The organism is Agromyces sp. CCNWLW203 (genome assembly GCF_036576125.1).
Classification (GTDB): domain Bacteria; phylum Actinomycetota; class Actinomycetes; order Actinomycetales; family Microbacteriaceae; genus Agromyces.
On the sequence record NZ_JAZHYX010000001.1, the window covers coordinates 964,658 to 979,648 of the forward strand.

Annotated in this window: 18 protein-coding genes and 1 pseudogene; 7 read left to right on the top strand and 12 right to left on the bottom strand. The window is 70.3% G+C overall.

Annotated elements, in window-relative coordinates:
* Positions 1–2: 2 nt before the first annotated feature.
* From VPH61_RS04390 to VPH61_RS04410, 5 genes are all read right to left on the bottom strand, one after another.
* Positions 3–1,412: an extracellular solute-binding protein gene (locus VPH61_RS04390; protein ID WP_332062295.1), complete on the bottom strand. Its 1,410-nt coding sequence runs from the start codon at positions 1,410–1,412 to the stop codon at positions 3–5.
* A gap of 74 nt (positions 1,413–1,486) precedes the next feature.
* Positions 1,487–2,722 carry a Gfo/Idh/MocA family protein gene (locus tag VPH61_RS04395; protein WP_332062296.1) on the bottom strand — a complete coding sequence of 412 codons (1,236 nt, stop codon included), beginning with the start codon at positions 2,720–2,722 and terminating at the stop codon, positions 1,487–1,489.
* Complete coding sequence (locus VPH61_RS04400; RefSeq protein ID WP_332062297.1) at positions 2,719–3,627, bottom strand: TIM barrel protein; 909 nt, start codon at positions 3,625–3,627, stop codon at positions 2,719–2,721. Before VPH61_RS04400 ends, VPH61_RS04395 begins: the two co-directional genes overlap by 4 nt.
* 146 nt (positions 3,628–3,773) lie before the next feature.
* A complete protein-coding gene (locus tag VPH61_RS04405; RefSeq protein ID WP_332062298.1) occupies positions 3,774–4,061 on the bottom strand; it encodes a DUF1905 domain-containing protein in 288 nt (95 codons plus the stop codon).
* A 43-nt stretch (positions 4,062–4,104) separates the two neighbouring features.
* Complete coding sequence (locus VPH61_RS04410) at positions 4,105–4,488, bottom strand: DUF1761 domain-containing protein (protein WP_332062299.1); 384 nt, start codon at positions 4,486–4,488, stop codon at positions 4,105–4,107.
* 90 nt (positions 4,489–4,578) lie between these two features.
* Between VPH61_RS04410 and VPH61_RS04415 the strand changes: the two genes are divergently transcribed.
* Positions 4,579–5,229, top strand: coding sequence for a TetR/AcrR family transcriptional regulator (locus tag VPH61_RS04415; RefSeq protein ID WP_332062300.1), 651 nt, complete (start codon positions 4,579–4,581; stop codon positions 5,227–5,229).
* 30 nt (positions 5,230–5,259) lie between these two features.
* Here the strand turns inward: VPH61_RS04415 and VPH61_RS04420 are convergent, their stop codons facing one another.
* Positions 5,260–5,646 carry an ArsR/SmtB family transcription factor gene (locus VPH61_RS04420; protein ID WP_332062532.1) on the bottom strand — a complete coding sequence of 129 codons (387 nt, stop codon included), beginning with the start codon at positions 5,644–5,646 and terminating at the stop codon, positions 5,260–5,262.
* Positions 5,647–5,739: 93 nt separating this feature from the next.
* Here VPH61_RS04420 and VPH61_RS04425 point away from each other — a divergent pair, with 93 nt between their 5' ends.
* Positions 5,740–7,134: an FAD-dependent oxidoreductase gene (locus tag VPH61_RS04425; RefSeq protein ID WP_332062301.1), complete on the top strand. Its 1,395-nt coding sequence runs from the start codon at positions 5,740–5,742 to the stop codon at positions 7,132–7,134.
* An 84-nt stretch (positions 7,135–7,218) separates the two neighbouring features.
* Positions 7,219–8,142, top strand: a complete 924-nt coding sequence (locus VPH61_RS04430; protein ID WP_332062302.1) for a metalloregulator ArsR/SmtB family transcription factor — start codon at positions 7,219–7,221, stop codon at positions 8,140–8,142.
* Between the two features lie 15 nt (positions 8,143–8,157).
* Here VPH61_RS04430 and VPH61_RS04435 read toward each other — a convergent pair whose 3' ends face one another.
* Complete coding sequence (locus VPH61_RS04435) at positions 8,158–8,910, bottom strand: aquaporin (protein WP_442879052.1); 753 nt, start codon at positions 8,908–8,910, stop codon at positions 8,158–8,160.
* Positions 8,911–9,012: 102 nt separating this feature from the next.
* Between VPH61_RS04435 and VPH61_RS04440 the strand changes: the two genes are divergently transcribed.
* Genes VPH61_RS04440 through trxB form a run of 3 tightly spaced genes read left to right on the top strand, consistent with a single transcriptional unit; the run spans position 9,013 to position 11,101 of the window.
* On the top strand, positions 9,013–9,420 hold the full coding sequence (locus tag VPH61_RS04440; protein ID WP_332062303.1) for an arsenate reductase ArsC: 408 nt from the start codon (positions 9,013–9,015) through the stop codon (positions 9,418–9,420).
* Positions 9,421–9,422: 2 nt separating this feature from the next.
* Positions 9,423–10,088 carry an arsenate reductase ArsC gene (locus VPH61_RS04445; protein ID WP_332062304.1) on the top strand — a complete coding sequence of 222 codons (666 nt, stop codon included), beginning with the start codon at positions 9,423–9,425 and terminating at the stop codon, positions 10,086–10,088.
* Positions 10,085–11,101, top strand: a complete 1,017-nt coding sequence (gene trxB / locus VPH61_RS04450) for a thioredoxin-disulfide reductase (RefSeq protein WP_332062305.1) — start codon at positions 10,085–10,087, stop codon at positions 11,099–11,101. The genes VPH61_RS04445 and trxB overlap by 4 nt, the downstream gene beginning before the upstream one ends.
* Here the strand turns inward: trxB and VPH61_RS04455 are convergent.
* A complete protein-coding gene (locus VPH61_RS04455; protein WP_332062306.1) occupies positions 11,098–12,330 on the bottom strand; it encodes an MFS transporter in 1,233 nt (410 codons plus the stop codon). The two genes, trxB and VPH61_RS04455, sit on opposite strands and share 4 nt — an antisense overlap.
* Before the next feature lie 86 nt (positions 12,331–12,416).
* The gene (locus tag VPH61_RS04460; RefSeq protein ID WP_332062307.1) at positions 12,417–13,118 is read right to left on the bottom strand and encodes a hypothetical protein; all 702 of its coding nucleotides are present in this window, start codon (positions 13,116–13,118) and stop codon (positions 12,417–12,419) included.
* 67 nt (positions 13,119–13,185) lie between these two features.
* On the opposite strand from VPH61_RS04460, the gene VPH61_RS04465 reads away from it, so the two are divergent.
* Entirely contained in the window at positions 13,186–13,764 is a 579-nt protein-coding gene (locus VPH61_RS04465; protein ID WP_332062308.1) for a GIY-YIG nuclease family protein, read from the top strand.
* A gap of 102 nt (positions 13,765–13,866) precedes the next feature.
* On the opposite strand, the gene VPH61_RS04470 is transcribed toward VPH61_RS04465, so the two are convergent.
* The 3 genes and pseudogenes from VPH61_RS04470 to VPH61_RS04480 form a co-directional block, all read right to left on the bottom strand.
* Positions 13,867–14,235 carry a hypothetical protein gene (locus VPH61_RS04470; RefSeq protein WP_332062309.1) on the bottom strand — a complete coding sequence of 123 codons (369 nt, stop codon included), beginning with the start codon at positions 14,233–14,235 and terminating at the stop codon, positions 13,867–13,869.
* An 80-nt stretch (positions 14,236–14,315) separates the two neighbouring features.
* Positions 14,316–14,744, bottom strand: a pseudogene (locus VPH61_RS04475) (class I SAM-dependent methyltransferase); the annotation flags it as partial.
* Between the two features lie 15 nt (positions 14,745–14,759).
* The gene (locus VPH61_RS04480; RefSeq protein ID WP_332062310.1) at positions 14,760–14,984 is read right to left on the bottom strand and encodes a hypothetical protein; all 225 of its coding nucleotides are present in this window, start codon (positions 14,982–14,984) and stop codon (positions 14,760–14,762) included.
* Positions 14,985–14,991: the final 7 nt, after the last annotated feature.

The following is a 14,991-nucleotide window of genomic DNA, read 5'->3' on the forward strand; positions in this document are numbered from 1 at the left end:
CCCTAGCCGCCCGAGACCGCGTCGTCTCCGACGATGTCCTTCACCGAGTCGGCATAGGCGCTCGCGGCATCGGCCACGCTCATGCCGGAGACCACGTCGAGGGTGGCCTGCTGCAGCGCGGTCGAGACCTGCGGGTAGGCGGCGAGCGGCGGACGGTAGGCCGTGATCGGCAGCACTTCTTCGCTCACGTAGGTGAGCATCGGGTCGCCCGCGAGCATCTCGTCGTTCACGTCGGTGCGGGGCGTGATCGCCAGGGTGCCGGCGTTGCGAGCCTCGTAGGCGTCGGCCGAGTTCATGAAGGCCAGCAGCTCCCAAGCGAGTTCGGGGTGGTCGCTGTTCGGGTTGAGCACACGACCCGTGCCACCCGACATCGACACGAAGTCCTGGTCGTTGACGCCGGAGCCCGGCTTCATCGCGGGGATCTTCGTGTAGCCGACGACCTCGTCGCGGTTCGCCATCGGCGCGGTGCCGATGCCCTCTTCGGGGTTGATGACGCTCCGCCAGAAGTAATCGCCCTCGAGGAGGATGCCGATCTGGTTGGCCGCGAACAGCTGGAAGGAGGTGTCGCGCCCGGCGGCCTCCTGCTGGAGCACGGCGTCACCGAGGCCCTCGTCGACGTAGATCGTCTTGTAGAGGTCGAGCACGTCGTTCAGGCCGTCGGTGTCGCCGACCCACTTGTCGTCTTCGTAGACCTGTTCGCCCGTGCCGACGAGCATCGGCAGCAGGCCCTGCATCGTCGTCGCCTCGCCCATCGCGGTGCCCGCGTTGAGCTGGATCGGCGTGACGCCGTCGAGCTGCTTCAGCTCGCGAGCGGCGTCGAGCACGTCGTCCCAACTCTCGGGCTGCCAGTCGGCCGGAAGACCCGCCTGTTCGAAGAGGTCCTTGTTGAAGTAGAGCACGCGGCCGTCGGCACCCTGCGGCACGCCGTAGCGCTCCTCGTCGAACGAGAGCGCACTCTGCACGGCCTCGGGAATCTGCTCCCAGCCCTCCCAGCTGTCGACGGAATCTCCGCCGACCTCGGCGAGCGGCTTGATGTAGCCGGCCTCGGCGAACTCGCCGACCCAGATGCCGTCCATGCCGATGATGTCGGCGCCCTCGCCCGACTGCAGGTCGAGGGCGATCTTCGTCTTGTAGTTCTCGTCGTCGACGCCCTGGGGCTCGAATTCGACGGTCACGTCCTTGCCGTCTTCCTCCATCGCGGCCTCGAACTCAGGGATGACCCAGTCCGCGATCCAGTCGGCCTCGGCGGCGTTCTTGCCGCCGGTGATGGCGTTGGCGGTGATCGTGAGGGTCACGGGGCCCGTGTCCTCCGATGCCTCTGGTGCTTCGCCGGAGCAACCGGCGAAGACGAGTGCGCCGGCGGTCGCGACGGCGAATGCCGTCAGTGCCCTGCGCTTGCCGTGATTGATCATCTTCGACCTCTCTCTCGATGCCCCCGCCGAGCCTCGGCGGGGGTGCTGCTGGTGGTGCTCTCTTGGTGCGGTGGTCAGGCCCGCCGGTCGCCGGCGGCGCCTGCCTCCGTCGACCCGTCGAGCGGTGAGCCGATCGAATCGGCGAGGGCGCGGAGCATCCGCTGGCCGACGACGATGTCGGCGACCCCCTCTGCGACCGATGGGCCTGGCTCCGGATGCCCCGCGGCGAGTGCCGCGAACGATCGGAGCTCCTGCTCGAACGCCTCCTCCTGCATCCACCGCGTCTCGGAGCGCCGCGACCCAAGGGGTTCGGCGTTCTCGACGACGGTGAGCACCGTGGGGACGTTGAGCACGTAGGGCACCGCGAAGGTGAGGGCGATGGAGCCCGTCTCGTGGTGGAAGGTGACGGTCTCGCGGTACTCGGGGTAGCGCGGGATGAAGTGCCAGTCGATCGACCACGGCACCTCGGTGCGCTCGGCGAGGAAGCCGCCGAGGCTGAGCGAGCCGGGGAATGCCGGGCCGGTATGGCGGGCACGGTCGACCGTGCCGATGCCGCCCACGAGGGATCGAAGGAGCCCGATGTCGTGCACGATCGAGCCGAGCACGACGTTCGTGTAGAGCTTCGGAAGCGGCTCGGCGGCGTCTCCGATCGCGGTCGCGACTGTCGCGTCGGTCGCGGCGATGAGCGTGGCGAGGGTGTCGGCCGGCACGTCGGTCGGCGGGGCCGCGAGGTTCGCGAAGGCGAGCTGCGCACCGTCGGCGGGGTGCAGCACCTCGACCGTCACGGCCCGGATGTCGACCTCTGCGAGCAGGGCCCTGGCCATGGCGGACGCCGGGTCGTGCTCCTTCATGTAGCCCACCCGCACCCAGTCGGCGAGCTCGATGCCGTGCGCCGCCGCGAGATCGCGGAGCGCGTCGGTCTCGGCGAGCGAGAAGGCGAGCGGCTTCTCGGCGAGCACCCGGATTCCGGCAGCGACGAGGCGCGCGACATCCGGTGCATGCGAGCCCGCGGTCGCGAGGATTGCGCCGTCGAGGTGCAATTCGCCGGCGGCGACCGCCGCGATGAGCGCCTCGACCGAGGTGAAGGGGGCGACGCCGGCGCCGGATGCCTCGGCGACCTCTTGTGCGCGCGACGCCGAGAGGTCGACGACGGCGACGAGCTCGACGAGGTCGTGGTTGCGCCGGATGAGCGGCAGGTGCACGCTCTGGCTGATCGCGCCGAGGCCGATGACCGCGAGCCGCACGCGCTCGCGGGGACGCCCGGTCTCGTCGCCGGCGACCGGAACGGGCTGCTCGTCGAAGCCGGTCATGCGAACCACCGCCGCAGGCGCTCGCGGTTCGCGATCTGATCGGCGCGCGCCCGCGCGACGTCATCGGCGTCCTGCAGGATGACGTCCTGCTCGACGACGATCCAGCCGTCGTAACCCGAGCCGACGATCGTGTCGACGATCCGGTCGACCTCGAGGTCGCCTTCGCCGAGCGCGACGAAGACGCGTCGCTCCCAGATGTCGCGCATGGGGTCGGTCGAGCCCGCCGCCGCGGCGAGCACCGAGCGGTCGGCGTCCTTCAGGTGCACGTGATTGATGCGCTCGGCCCAACGCGGGAAGTCGGTGACGGGGTCGCCGCCGCCGACGAGCAGGTGCCCGGTGTCGAACGTCAGGTCCACATCGGTGTCGGCGAGGAACCGATCGATCTCGCGCGGCGTCTCGATGTAGGTGCTCGCGTGGTGGTGGAAGGTCGGCTCGAGACCGGCCGCGCGAGTCAGGGCGGCGGCTCGCTGCACGCGTGCGGTGAAGACCGCCCATCGCGTGTCGTCGAGCTCGAGCTCGGGGGCTCCGCCGGGATGCGCCTTCCGCTCGGGTGATCCCGAGTCGGCGAGGGTCGGCTTCGGCGCGCGGTCAGGGGCGACTGCCGCTGCCGCGGCGAACAGCTCGAGCGTCGGGGCGAGCCCGGCGAATGCTCGCTCGAAGTCGTCGTCGGTGCCCGCGAAGGGCAGGTCGACCCAGCCGCCGGCGAGCGCGAGGCCGTGGCGCTCGAGGAGTCGGGGCAATCCGAGCCGATCACCGAACAGGCCGACCGGGCCGAGATCGATGCCCTCGTAGCCCGCCTCGGCCACCCACGTCGCCAGCTGCTCTCCATCGGGCAGCGGCACGACGTCGGGGCGGGAAAGTTCGAAGACGCCATAACTGACCGGCGCGTTCGCAGTTCGGATCACCGAGAGTCCTCTCAACCGTTGGGACGCTCCTGTGCGCCTCCACGGTCAAGCGTAACTAAGTTCGGACATACTCACAACAGCACGTGAATGGTCGATTTGCTCGATGCTGCAGCACGCCGGGGCATCCGCTCACTGGTCTCGCCTCGTCACCCGAGGCGTTCGGTCAGGTGCACGGTGACCTCGTCGCCGTCGGTCTTGCCGATCGAGCGGCGCAGTTCGGCGGCGACCGGCAGCTTGTGGGTGCCGTCGCCGAGCGCCATGAACGAGCTGCGGAACTCGACCCCGTCGACCGTGCCGGCGACCTTGACGAGTCCGCGGGTGCCGAAGATGGCGGCCGAGTCGGGCAGCTTCACGCACGTCCACGTGTCTCCGGGCTGCGCCTTGCCGAGCACGGCGGTGAAGGTGATGTCGAGCGGGCCTGCCTTGCTGGTCATGATCGCCCCTTCTCTCTCGGTTTCAGACGAAACAGTTCTCGGTTCAGACGAACAGGCCGACGATGACGCCGACGAGCACGAGCTTCAGCAGCCAGTCGCCGGCGTGGAGCGCGGCGGTCGACACCGGCACCTTCTCCCATTGCACCGAGCCGGCGAGCAGCACGAGCGGCAGCGCGAAGAGCGAGAGGCCGAGCAGCACCCCCGCCCACGCGCCCGACCAGCCGGCGGCGATCATCAGGCCCGCGATGAGACCGGCGACGATGGCGCTGCGCACGAGTTCGAGCAGGATCTGCCACGGCTTCGGGCGTTCGTCGCGGGCGGTGCCGCGTTCGGCGGAGGCCGGCGGGGCCTTCGGCGCCACGATGTAGTACACGGAGCTGAGGATGAAGGCAGCCACCGCCGCGATCGCGATTCCGAGGAAGACCATCTTCCGACCCTTCAAGTTTAGTACTGCCGGGTTCTTTAGTTACACGGTAGGCGCCATGTAAAGTACTGTCAAGTACTAAATCGGAGGGTCATGGCCACGAGTGAAACACGCCGCCTCGGTCGGCCGCGTGGCACGGCCGGTGCCGCACTGCTCGACATCGCGAGGGCGCAGTTCCTCTCGAACGGCTTCGCGGGCACGACCATGGACTCGGTCGCGTCGGCCGCACGCATCTCGAAAGCCTCCCTCTACCGCGACTACCCGTCGAAGAACGAGCTGTTCGCAGCGGTGGTCGCCGACTGGGTCGAGCGCGGACGCGATGCGATGAAGCCGCACACCGACGCCCTCTCGACCGCCGACGAGCCAATCGCACAGTTGCGACAGCTCGCGGGTGTGCTGCAGCGCGGCGTGCTGTCTCCGGCGGTGCTGCAGATGCGCACCCTGGTGGCGGCCGAGGCCGCCCGCTTCCCCGCCATCGCCTCCGACTACGTCGAGCGCAGCTGGGAACGCAACATCACCGCCCTCGCGAACGCGTTCTCGGTGCTGACCCAGCGAGGCGTGCTGCACGCCGAGCCGGCGCACATCGCCGCAGAGCAGTTCACATGGCTGGTGATCGCCGTTCCGCTCAATCGACTCACGCTCGAGGGAACCGCTCGGCCGTACGACGACGCCGAGCTCGATCGCATCGCCGACGAGGCGGTGTCGACGTTCCTCGCGCGCTTCGGGCGGGAACCAGTTCGCTGACCCGTACGGCGCGCTCGGCGCGCGGCCGACTCAGACGCTGACGAGCGGTGCGGCGATCGCCTCGAGCGCGCCCGGCACCAAGCGGAAGTACGCCCACGTGCCGCGTTTCGTGCGCGAGAGGATGCCGGCCTCGGTCAGGATCTTCAGGTGGTGCGACACCGTCGGCTGGCTGAGCCCGACCGGCTCGGTGAGGTCGCACACGCACGCCTCCTGACCCTCGGATGCCGCGACGATCGAGACGAGCCGCAGGCGCACCGGGTCGGCGAGGGCTTTGAGCTTTCGAGCGAACACGTCGGCCTCGGGCGCCGTGATGGCCTCGCGAGTGAGCGGGCCGCAGCACGCCGCGGGCGCGGCGCCGGCGGCAGCGACGGCCTCCGCCTCGGCGGCGTCACGCGAGAGGAGGGGCAGCTCGATCATGGTCACGAGCACCACTCTACCCGTATATTGACATCTGTCGATATAGTCGCCACACTCGCTATATCGACAACCTTCAATGAATGAGAGACACGGATGACCCTCATCGACCTCACCGCCCCGACCACCACAGCTCCCTCACGGCTTCGGGGCCTGCCCGTCGCCATCGTCGGCGCCGGGCCGATCGGCCTCGCGGCCGCGGCGAACCTCTCCGAACGCGGCATCGACTTCGTGCTGCTCGAGGCCGGCGACCGCATCGGCGCGAGCGTCGTGCAATGGGGGCACACCCGCTTGTTCTCCCCCTGGAAGCACCTCGTCGATCCCGCCGCTGCACGCCTGCTCTCCGAGACGGGCTGGACCCCGCCTCCCGCCGATTCGCTGCCCACGGGCGCCGAGCTGGTCGAGCAGTTCCTCGCACCACTGGCTGCACTGCCGGCCATCGCCGGGCGCACACGCCTCGGCGTCGACGTCACCGACGTCACCCGCGAGGGCATGGACCGCACCCGCACCACTGGCCGGGCCCAGACGCCGTTCCTGCTGCGCGTGCGCACCGCCGACGGCGTCGAAGAGCTCACCGCCCGTGCCGTGATCGACGCCTCGGGCACCTACCTCACCCCGAACAGCCTCGGCTCCTCGGGGCTCGACCCGCTCGGGCTGCCCGAGGTCGCCGACCTCGTCAGCCACGCGCTGCCCGACGTCCTCGGTCGCGAGCGCGCCGCGTTCGCCGGCCGGCACACCGTCGTCGTCGGCGCCGGGCACTCGGCCGCCAACACGCTGCTGAAGCTCGCGACCCTGGCCGAACAGGAGCCCGGCACGCGCATCACCTGGGTCATCCGCAACGCCACGGCAGCACGGGTCACGACGTCGCCCGACGACGAACTCGCGGCGCGGGCGTCGATCGGGGCGCGTGTCGACGCGCTCGTCGACGCCGGCCGCATCGAGCTCGTCGACCGGTTCGAGATCGTGAGGCTCGCGCGCGGGTCTCGAGACGCGTCCTCCTCCGTCGGGCGCCCCTCGACCAACGCGGACGACGAGGCATCCGTCGCCCGCATCACCGGCCGTCGCGGCGACGGGCTCGAGACGATCTCGGCCGACCGCATCGTGAACGCGACGGGCTTCCGCCCGAACCTCGACATGCTCCGCGAGATCCGCCTCGAGCTCGACGACATCGTCGAGGCTCCCCGGCGACTCGCCCCGCTCATCGACCCGAACGTACACTCGTGCGGCACCGTCGAGCCGCACGGCTTCGCCGAGCTCACCCAGCCAGAGCGCGACTTCTTCATCGTGGGCATGAAGAGCTACGGGCGCGCGCCGACCTTCCTGCTCGCGACCGGGTACGAGCAGGTGCGCTCGGTGTCGGCGTGGCTCGCCGGCGACGCGGCGGCCGCCCGCAACGTCGAGCTCGTGCTGCCGGCCACGGGCGTGTGCTCGACCGGTGCGCCCGCCACGGCGGGAGCGGCGAACGAGACCAACGGGAGCTGCTGCAGCTGATCGCAGCCGATCATCCCCTGCGCCTCACTCGTCGCGCCATCACCGCAGGCCGAGCATGCCTCGGCCGCGCATAGACTTCGATCTATGGATGGCGCGGCGAGCGGTTCTTCGATCGACAACGGTGCGGCGCGCGACATCCGTCTGCTCACCGATCCGACGCGTCTGCGCATTCTCGGCGTGATGCGCGAGAGTCCAGAGGGGCGCGCGCTCGTCGGGCGGCTCGCGATCGAACTCGGGCTCACCCAGCCGACCGTCAGCCACCACGTGAAGACCCTGTTCGACGCCGGCGTGCTCGAGCGCTTCCCCGAGGGGCGCCAGGTCTGGTACTCGATCGCGCCGGGCGCGTCCGACCGGGTCGACGAGCTATTGCAGACGGATGCCGCGAGCCACGCCTCCGACGAGGTGCTCGCGCGCGTGGCATCCGACCTCGCCGACCGCTTCGCCGGGGTGTTCTCACCCGAGACGGTCGGGCGGTACGTGCGTGAGAGCCATGACCTCCTCGTCGAGCGCTCGCGCATCACGCGATATCTGCCGTCGCTCACGTCGCGGTTCGCCGCCGAGCGGCTCGAGGCGCTCGCGATGCAGCAGTCCGAGACGGGCGGCGGCCCGCCCGAGGTGCTCTTCGTCTGCGTGCAGAATGCCGGGCGATCGCAGATCGCCGCCGCGATGCTGCGGCACCTGGCCGGCGACCGCGTGCGCGTGCGATCAGCGGGTTCCGAGCCGGCGAGCGCCGTGAAGTCGACGATCGTCGCGGCGCTCGACGAGATCGGCGTGCCGATCGGCGGCGAGTTCCCGAAGCCGCTCACCGACGAGGTCGTGCGCGCCGCCGACATCGTGATCACGATGGGATGCGGCGACGCCTGCCCGGTCTACCCGGGTCGTCGATACCTCGACTGGGAGCTCGACGACCCGGCCGGGCTGCCGATCGCCCGAGTGCGCGAGATCCGCGACGAGATCGAGGGTCGCGTGCGCGGGCTGCTGGGCGAACTCGGCGTGAACGCCGGCTGACCCGAGCGATCGACGTCAGCGCGGCGCAGGGGCCAGATCGACGTCATCGCGAGCTGTGACGTCCGGCGCCGACGCGCGCGGGTGCGCCGCGTCTTCGTGCGCCGAACGCGGGAACAGCCACAGCACGACGGCCCATCCGAGGCATCCGCCGATCACCTGCGCCACCATGAACCCGGGCACCGACGTCGGGGCGATACCGGCGAAGGTGTCGGTGAACATGCGCGCGACGGTGATCGCGGGATTCGCGAAGCTCGACGAGCTCGTGAAGAAGTACGCTGCACCGATGTAGGCGCCGACGGCCGGGGCGACGGCCCGCGCCCGGCCGGTTCGCACCAACGCGAAGATGAGCACGACGAGCCCCGCTGTTGCGACGACCTCCGAGAGGAGATGGCCCGGAGTGATCCGCTCGGTGGTGCTCGACTGCACGGCCGGCAGGTCGTACATCAGGTTGGCGAGCGCGACTCCGGCGACGCACCCGGCGAACTGCGCCGGGAGGTAGCCGATCAGGTCGCGCCAGGGACGTCCGCCGAGCGCAGCGTCGACGAGCGAGACGATCGGATTGAACTGCGCACCCGAGAGCGGGGCGAAGATCATGATGAGCACGCCGAGACCGAGTGTCGTCGCGACGGCGTTCTCGAGGAGCTGCAGCCCGGTGTCGGTCGGCGACAGGCGCTGCGCGGCGATGCCCGAGCCCACCACGACGGTGGCGAGCAGGCCGCTTCCGACGAATTCTCCGGCGAGCGCCCGCGAGTCGATTCCCTGCATCATGACGTCCATCCCGTTCGATCGCCGTGTCGGCCGGAATCGACCGCGACGATAGACTAACCCATAGACGCTCATCTATGATTGGCGTGACCGAAGGAGAAACACATGTCCGCGAAGCCCACCGTCCTCTTCGTCTGCGTGCACAACGCCGGCCGCTCCCAGATCGCCGCCGGCTACCTGCAGGCCCTCGCCGGCAACCGCGTCGAGGTGCTCTCCGCCGGCTCCGAGCCGAAGGACCAGATCAATCCGGTCGCGATCGCCGCGATGGCGGAAGAGGGCATCGACATCGCCGGCAACACGCCGAAGGTCCTCACCGTCGAGGCCGTGAAGGAATCCGACGTCGTGATCACGATGGGCTGCGGCGACGCCTGCCCCATCTTCCCCGGCAAGCGCTACGAGGACTGGGAGCTCGAAGATCCGGCCGGCAAGGACATCGAGACAGTGCGACGAGTGCGCGACGACATCCGCGGCCGCGTCGAGGCGCTCATCGCCGAGATCGCCCCGGCCGCATAGCCATGACCGGCCTCGACACCGCCGGGCGACGGGGCCTGCCCGGTCTCAGCTATCCCGAGCGCTACCTGCACGATCTCTCCCTCGAGCTGACCGAGCGGTACGAGGGCACCTTCGGCGCCGAGACCGTCGAGCGGTACGTGCTGGAGTCGTACACGGCCCTGCTCCGAACGGCGACCGTCCAGGCGCACCTCGCCACTCGCGTCAGGCGCTTCGCCGCCGACCGGTTGACCGCACTGGCCCAGGCGAAGGGCGCCATCACGCAGGAGGTGCCCGAAGTGCTCTTCGTCTGCGAGCAGAACGCCGGGAGATCGCAGATGGCGGCCGTGCTCACGCACAGCATCGCCGGCGACCGCGTGCACGTGCGGTCAGCAGGCTCGATGCCGTCGGCGGAGCTCAACCCCGCGGTGGTGACCGCCCTCGAAGAACTCGGGCTCGACGTGAGCCGGGAGTTCCCGAAGCCGCTCACCGACGACGTCGTGCAGGCCGCCGATGTCGTCGTCACCATGGGCTGCGGCGACGCGTGCCCGATCTACCCGGGCAAGCGGTACCTCGACTGGACGCTCGACGACCCCGAGCGACTGACACTCGACGAGGTGCGCCGCGTCCGTGACGAGATACGCACCCGTATCGAAGAGTTGTTGCAGACCCTGGAGGGTTCCACCGCATGAGTGACCAGACCATCGAGAACGTCGTCGTCGTCGGCGCAGGCCCTTCGGGCTACACCGCGGCGCTCTACCTCGCCCGAGCGGGCCTCGCGCCCGTCGTGCTCGCCAGCTCGGTCGAGGCAGGTGGGGCCCTCGTCACGACGACGGCCGTCGAGAACTACCCCGGCTTCGCCGAGGGCATCATGGGACCCGACCTGATGGACCAGATGCGGCTGCAGGCCGAGCGCTTCGGTGCCCGCATCGTCTACGACGACGCCACCGAGGTCGAACTCACCGGCACGGTGAAGACGATCCGCACCATCAACGGCGTCGAGTACCGGGCGCACGCCGTCGTGCTCGCCACGGGTTCCGCCCACCGCAAGCTCGGCGTGGAGGGTGAAGAGCGACTCACCGGCCGCGGCGTCTCGTGGTGCGCCACGTGCGACGGCTTCTTCTTCAAGGGCAAGGACATCGCGGTCGTCGGCGGCGGCGACTCGGCGCTCGAAGAGGCGATGTTCCTCACCCGCTTCGCCGACTCGGTGACCCTCGTTCACCGTCGGGACTCGCTGCGCGCGTCGCGCATCATGCAGGAGCGCGCCTTCGCGAACCCGAAGATCCGCCCGTACTGGAACGCGGAGGTGATCGCCGTCGAGGGCGACGACGGACTCGAACGCCTCCGTCTTCGCGACACGACGACCGGTGCGGAGGCAGCGCTGGACGCGACCGGCCTCTTCATCGCGATCGGCCACGACCCGCGCAGCGAGCTCGTCGCCGGTCAGGTCGAACTCGACGATGACGGTTACGTGCAGGTGCAGCATCCGTCAACCCGGACGAATCTCGAGGGGGTGTTCGCGTGCGGCGACCTCGTCGACCGGCACTACAGGCAGGCCATCACGGCCGCCGGCACCGGCTGCGCCGCAGGCGTCGACGCCGAGCACTACCTCGCGTTGCGCGGGCTGGCCGATACGCCCGCCGGCCAGGCGGTGATCACGCCCAAGGCACCCGATGACACGGATGCCATCGAGGCCGCCGCCTAGCTCGCGCGCGCCGTGAACATCGCGACGAGCGCGAGTCCCGCCATGACCGCCGTCATCGCGGCGTAGGAGCCGACGCCCGCGGCGACGGCCGGCCCGATCGCGGGGGCGAGGGCCATCGCGATCGTGATCGGCGCGGCGAAGGCGCCGTTGATCGCACCGTAGTTGCGCGTGCCCCAGCGGTCGGCGACCGCCGACGCCTGCACGAGCGTGTACGCACCGCGCACGGCGCCGGCGACGATGCCGATCGCGATGAGCAGCCAGATCGGGCCGGGCACGAGTGCAAGTGCGGCGAGCGAGATCGCGGCGAGCGCGCAGACGATCGCGACCGGCACCCAGGGTCGCGCACCGCGCGGCAGCACGAGGAACAGCAGTCGGCCGATCACCTGCCCGGCGCCGATCAGACCGAGCGCGAGCGCCGCGAACTCGAAGGTCAGTCCCTTCTCCATGTAGAGCGGCACGGCCGCGAGCGTCGTGCTCATGAGGGCCACGCTGACCGCGATCATCGTGATCTCGAGCATCCAGAACCGGCGTGTGCGCAGCACCGACGAGACGGTGTGCGCGTGCTCGTGGTGCTCGGCGGGCCGATGCGGCCAGCGTCGCTCGAGCGACAGCAGGTGCAGCGGCACCGTCACCACGGCGAGCACCACGGCGAGCACGAGGAACGTCGCCCGCCAGTCGAGCACCGACAGCAGGCCGGCGACGATCGGGGCGAAGATCGTCGAGGCGAGTCCGCCCGCAAGGGTCAGGATCGTCATCGGAAGCTGGCGTCGTTCGCCGTAGCGCCGGGTGATCACGGTGAACGCGGCCTGGTAGAGCACGGCCGACTGCGCGATGCCGCACACGACCCACGCCGCGGCGAAGACGAAGAGATCGGGCGCCGACGCCACGCCCGCGAATCCGATCGCGCCGACGAGGGATCCGAGACTCATGACCGTGCGTGGCCCGCGGTCGTCGAGCAGCCGCCCGACGAGCACACCAGCGAGCGCCGACACCACGAGCCCGGCCGAGAACGCGGCCGTGATCGCGATGAGCGACCACCCCGTCTCGCGCGCCACCTCGGGCGCCGCGACGATCATCGCGTAATAGAGGATGCCCCAGCTGACGACCTGCCCGATCGACAGCGCGGCCAGCCGGAGCCCCTGCCGACGCTTCGGCACGAACTGCGCTTCGAGTGGGCCGTCCGGCACGGGCGACGCTTCGACGTCGTCGAGGCGGTCGGTTCGGCTCATCCCTCTCACGCTACCGCGGGGCGCGCACGACCGCTCGCGCTTGCCGTGAACCCTCGATGAACGTTCGAGGTTCGAGTGCCCGCGCCTCAGCCCGCGAAGCCGCGGAACGGGTCGTTCGCCTCGGCACGTCGTGCCCGCTCGGCGTCGGCAGCGGCCACGCCGCGGTCGAGGTCGGCCAGCAGGTCGTGGATGCGATCGTCGCGCTCGGCCTCGTAGGTCTCGTCGACCTCGATCTCGGGCCACTCGCCCCACTCGCGATCGAGGCGCGTCTCGATCGCACCCGAGACCTCCTCCCACGCCTCCTCGCGAGCTCGTTCGGCGAACGCGCTGAGGTATTCGGGGTCGTTGCGGCGCTCCCACAGTTCTTTCGCCACCGCGGCGTAGACCTGCTCGCGCCGGCGGAGGTTCGCGGCATCCGCCCGCCGGTAGTCGTGCTCGTGCGCCGACCGGCCGTCGCGTTTCGCAGCGGCGGAACGCGCCTCGCTGGTGAGCTCGGCGACCTCGTCGGCCTCCTGCACGAGTTCGTAGAGCACCTCGCGTGCGGCCGCTGCTGCACGCTCGGGCGCGAACGGCTCTTCGCCGCGCAGCGCCTCGACGATCATGCGGTTGCGGAGCGCCATGCGGCCGGCCGACTCGGCGACGAGCATGCCTTCGGCGAGCATCTCGTCGAACGTGGGCGTCGGCGCCTCGGGCAGTGCGGTGCGGTCGAACGGCTTGAACCGTTTTCGCTCGCGCTTCCGCCACAGGCGCATGCCGATCGACCTCCGAACGTCGGTGTCCGCCGCCATTCGGCGTCGGAAATCGAGCCTATCGCGGCCCCCTGTCGCGTCGGTGGTCGCGGTTAGCCTTTCCGATATGAACCGAGCGGATGCCTCAGGGCGGGCGTGCAGCATCCGCCTCGACGGCGGCCCGTGCGAGGCGCCGGTCGAGGCGGGTGCACCCCTCGACCTCTGCACACGGCACCTACTCGAGGCTTACGACTGGGTGGCGCGCGACGCCGGCGTGACCGACCTGCTCCCCGGGCCCTGCCTCGTCTGCGGCTCGAGGCTCGGGATCGTCTACCCGTCGGGCCGCATCTGCGCGATCTGCGAGTGGCGCTTCGGCGACGCGCCCGACCACGGGCTGGCCGACCCCCGAGTCGACGTCGTCTACTACCTCGGCTATCGCGACCAGATCAAGATCGGCACGTCGGGCAACCCGCGCGTGCGGTTCGCGAGCCTGCCGCACGACGAGGTGCTCGCGTTCGAACTCGGCGACCGCACGGTCGAGCAGCGCCGTCACGCGCAGTTCGCGAGGCACCGGTTCGCGGGCACCGAGTGGTTCGGCGTGCACGACGAACTGCTCGCCCACATCGCCGAGTTGCGACTCGGCGTCGCCGACCCCTGGGCGCAGTACGACCGCTGGGTGAGCCGGCGACTGGCGGCCCAGAGCTAGCCGAGCGGATGCCTCGGCGCGAGCCGGCATCGCCGGCATGTCGAGTGATCAGGGCAGCGTGGGCCGCCGGCTCGAGCGTGACGAGCGATCAGCGCGGCGCCGTCACGAGCGGTCGCCTCCGCGTGCCCGCGCCCGCACCCTGGCGACGACCGCCCACAGGAGCAGGAGCACTCCGATTCCAGTGGCGAGCGCCGCGCCGATGATCACAGCCGACTGCCATGCGGCATCCGCTGTTCCATCGCCCTCGGCCGGAGTGTTGCGCGGGGTGAACGCGTAGATGCCGATGCCGATGAGCCCGATGACGGTGAGCACCACGCCGAACGTCAGGTAGAGGCCGACGCGCGTGGGATCGGTCTCGATCGCGTCGTCCATGCGGCGCTTCGCCTCGTCGGGTCGCCGGTTCGGTCGCGCACTGTGGTCTGCACCGCGGTCTGCACTGTGATCTGCACTGCGGCGGGGTGCTTCGTCCATGTGACGAAGCTAGGTCGCGCCTGCGGGTGCCGACAGGGGGTTGACGTCGGGGATCGAGGATGGATGAGCGGTGCGTTCGGTTACGCGCCGCGGCGCGCTGACGCGACGTGGGTGCGACGTGCCACGATCGCGGCGTGCGGGCGGCGCCCGTCATCGCAGCGCGTGTGCACCTCTTCGACCACGAACCCCGCAGCCTCGAGCCGCTCGGACATCGCGGACGGCGGCCAGAAGTAGGCGGTCACGACCTTGTGCGGAAAGGGCTCGACGCTCGCGCCGTCGAAGAAGCCGACCAGCAGGCTCCCGCCGGGCGCGATGCACCGTGCGAACTCGTCGAGGGCCGCCGGCACCCGCTCGGGCTCGAGGTGGATGAGCGAGTACCACGCGAGGATTCCGCCGACCCCGGCATCGGGGACGCCGAGGTCGTCGAACGACGCCACCCTGAACGGAACCCCGGGAAACCGCTCCGATGCGCGGGCCACGAACGCGGGAGTGAGGTCGACGCCTTCGACCTCACGGCCGAGCCGTCAGAGGTGATCGGTCCAGTGCCCCGGCCCGCACCCGGCGTCGAGCACCAGCCCCTCGAGGGGTTCGGCCCATCGGGTGATGAGTTCGCGGTCGAGTTCGTGCGTATCGGCGACCGAGCCGAGCACCGAGATGTACTCCTCGGCTCGCTCGGTGTAGGCCGCCCGCACCTCGGCCATCGACAGGTCACTCGCCCCGTTCGGACGCGTCGTGAACCCCGCAGTCACCGTGGTC

Coding starts and splice junctions, on each gene's coding strand:
- VPH61_RS04395 (WP_332062296.1), bottom strand. CDS start 2,722: ATGACCGGCTTCGACGAGCAGCCCGTTCCGGTCGCCGGCGACGAGACC.
- VPH61_RS04465 (WP_332062308.1), top strand. CDS start 13,186: ATGAACCGAGCGGATGCCTCAGGGCGGGCGTGCAGCATCCGCCTCGAC.
- VPH61_RS04440 (WP_332062303.1), top strand. CDS start 9,013: ATGTCCGCGAAGCCCACCGTCCTCTTCGTCTGCGTGCACAACGCCGGC.
- VPH61_RS04415 (WP_332062300.1), top strand. CDS start 4,579: ATGGCCACGAGTGAAACACGCCGCCTCGGTCGGCCGCGTGGCACGGCC.
- VPH61_RS04455 (WP_332062306.1), bottom strand. CDS start 12,330: ATGAGCCGAACCGACCGCCTCGACGACGTCGAAGCGTCGCCCGTGCCG.
- VPH61_RS04430 (WP_332062302.1), top strand. CDS start 7,219: ATGGATGGCGCGGCGAGCGGTTCTTCGATCGACAACGGTGCGGCGCGC.
- VPH61_RS04445 (WP_332062304.1), top strand. CDS start 9,423: ATGACCGGCCTCGACACCGCCGGGCGACGGGGCCTGCCCGGTCTCAGC.
- VPH61_RS04390 (WP_332062295.1), bottom strand. CDS start 1,412: ATGATCAATCACGGCAAGCGCAGGGCACTGACGGCATTCGCCGTCGCG.
- VPH61_RS04425 (WP_332062301.1), top strand. CDS start 5,740: ATGACCCTCATCGACCTCACCGCCCCGACCACCACAGCTCCCTCACGG.
- VPH61_RS04435 (WP_442879052.1), bottom strand. CDS start 8,910: ATGATGCAGGGAATCGACTCGCGGGCGCTCGCCGGAGAATTCGTCGGA.
- trxB (WP_332062305.1), top strand. CDS start 10,085: ATGAGTGACCAGACCATCGAGAACGTCGTCGTCGTCGGCGCAGGCCCT.
- VPH61_RS04470 (WP_332062309.1), bottom strand. CDS start 14,235: ATGGACGAAGCACCCCGCCGCAGTGCAGATCACAGTGCAGACCGCGGT.
- VPH61_RS04460 (WP_332062307.1), bottom strand. CDS start 13,118: ATGGCGGCGGACACCGACGTTCGGAGGTCGATCGGCATGCGCCTGTGG.
- VPH61_RS04420 (WP_332062532.1), bottom strand. CDS start 5,646: ATGATCGAGCTGCCCCTCCTCTCGCGTGACGCCGCCGAGGCGGAGGCC.
- VPH61_RS04405 (WP_332062298.1), bottom strand. CDS start 4,061: ATGACCAGCAAGGCAGGCCCGCTCGACATCACCTTCACCGCCGTGCTC.
- VPH61_RS04410 (WP_332062299.1), bottom strand. CDS start 4,488: ATGGTCTTCCTCGGAATCGCGATCGCGGCGGTGGCTGCCTTCATCCTC.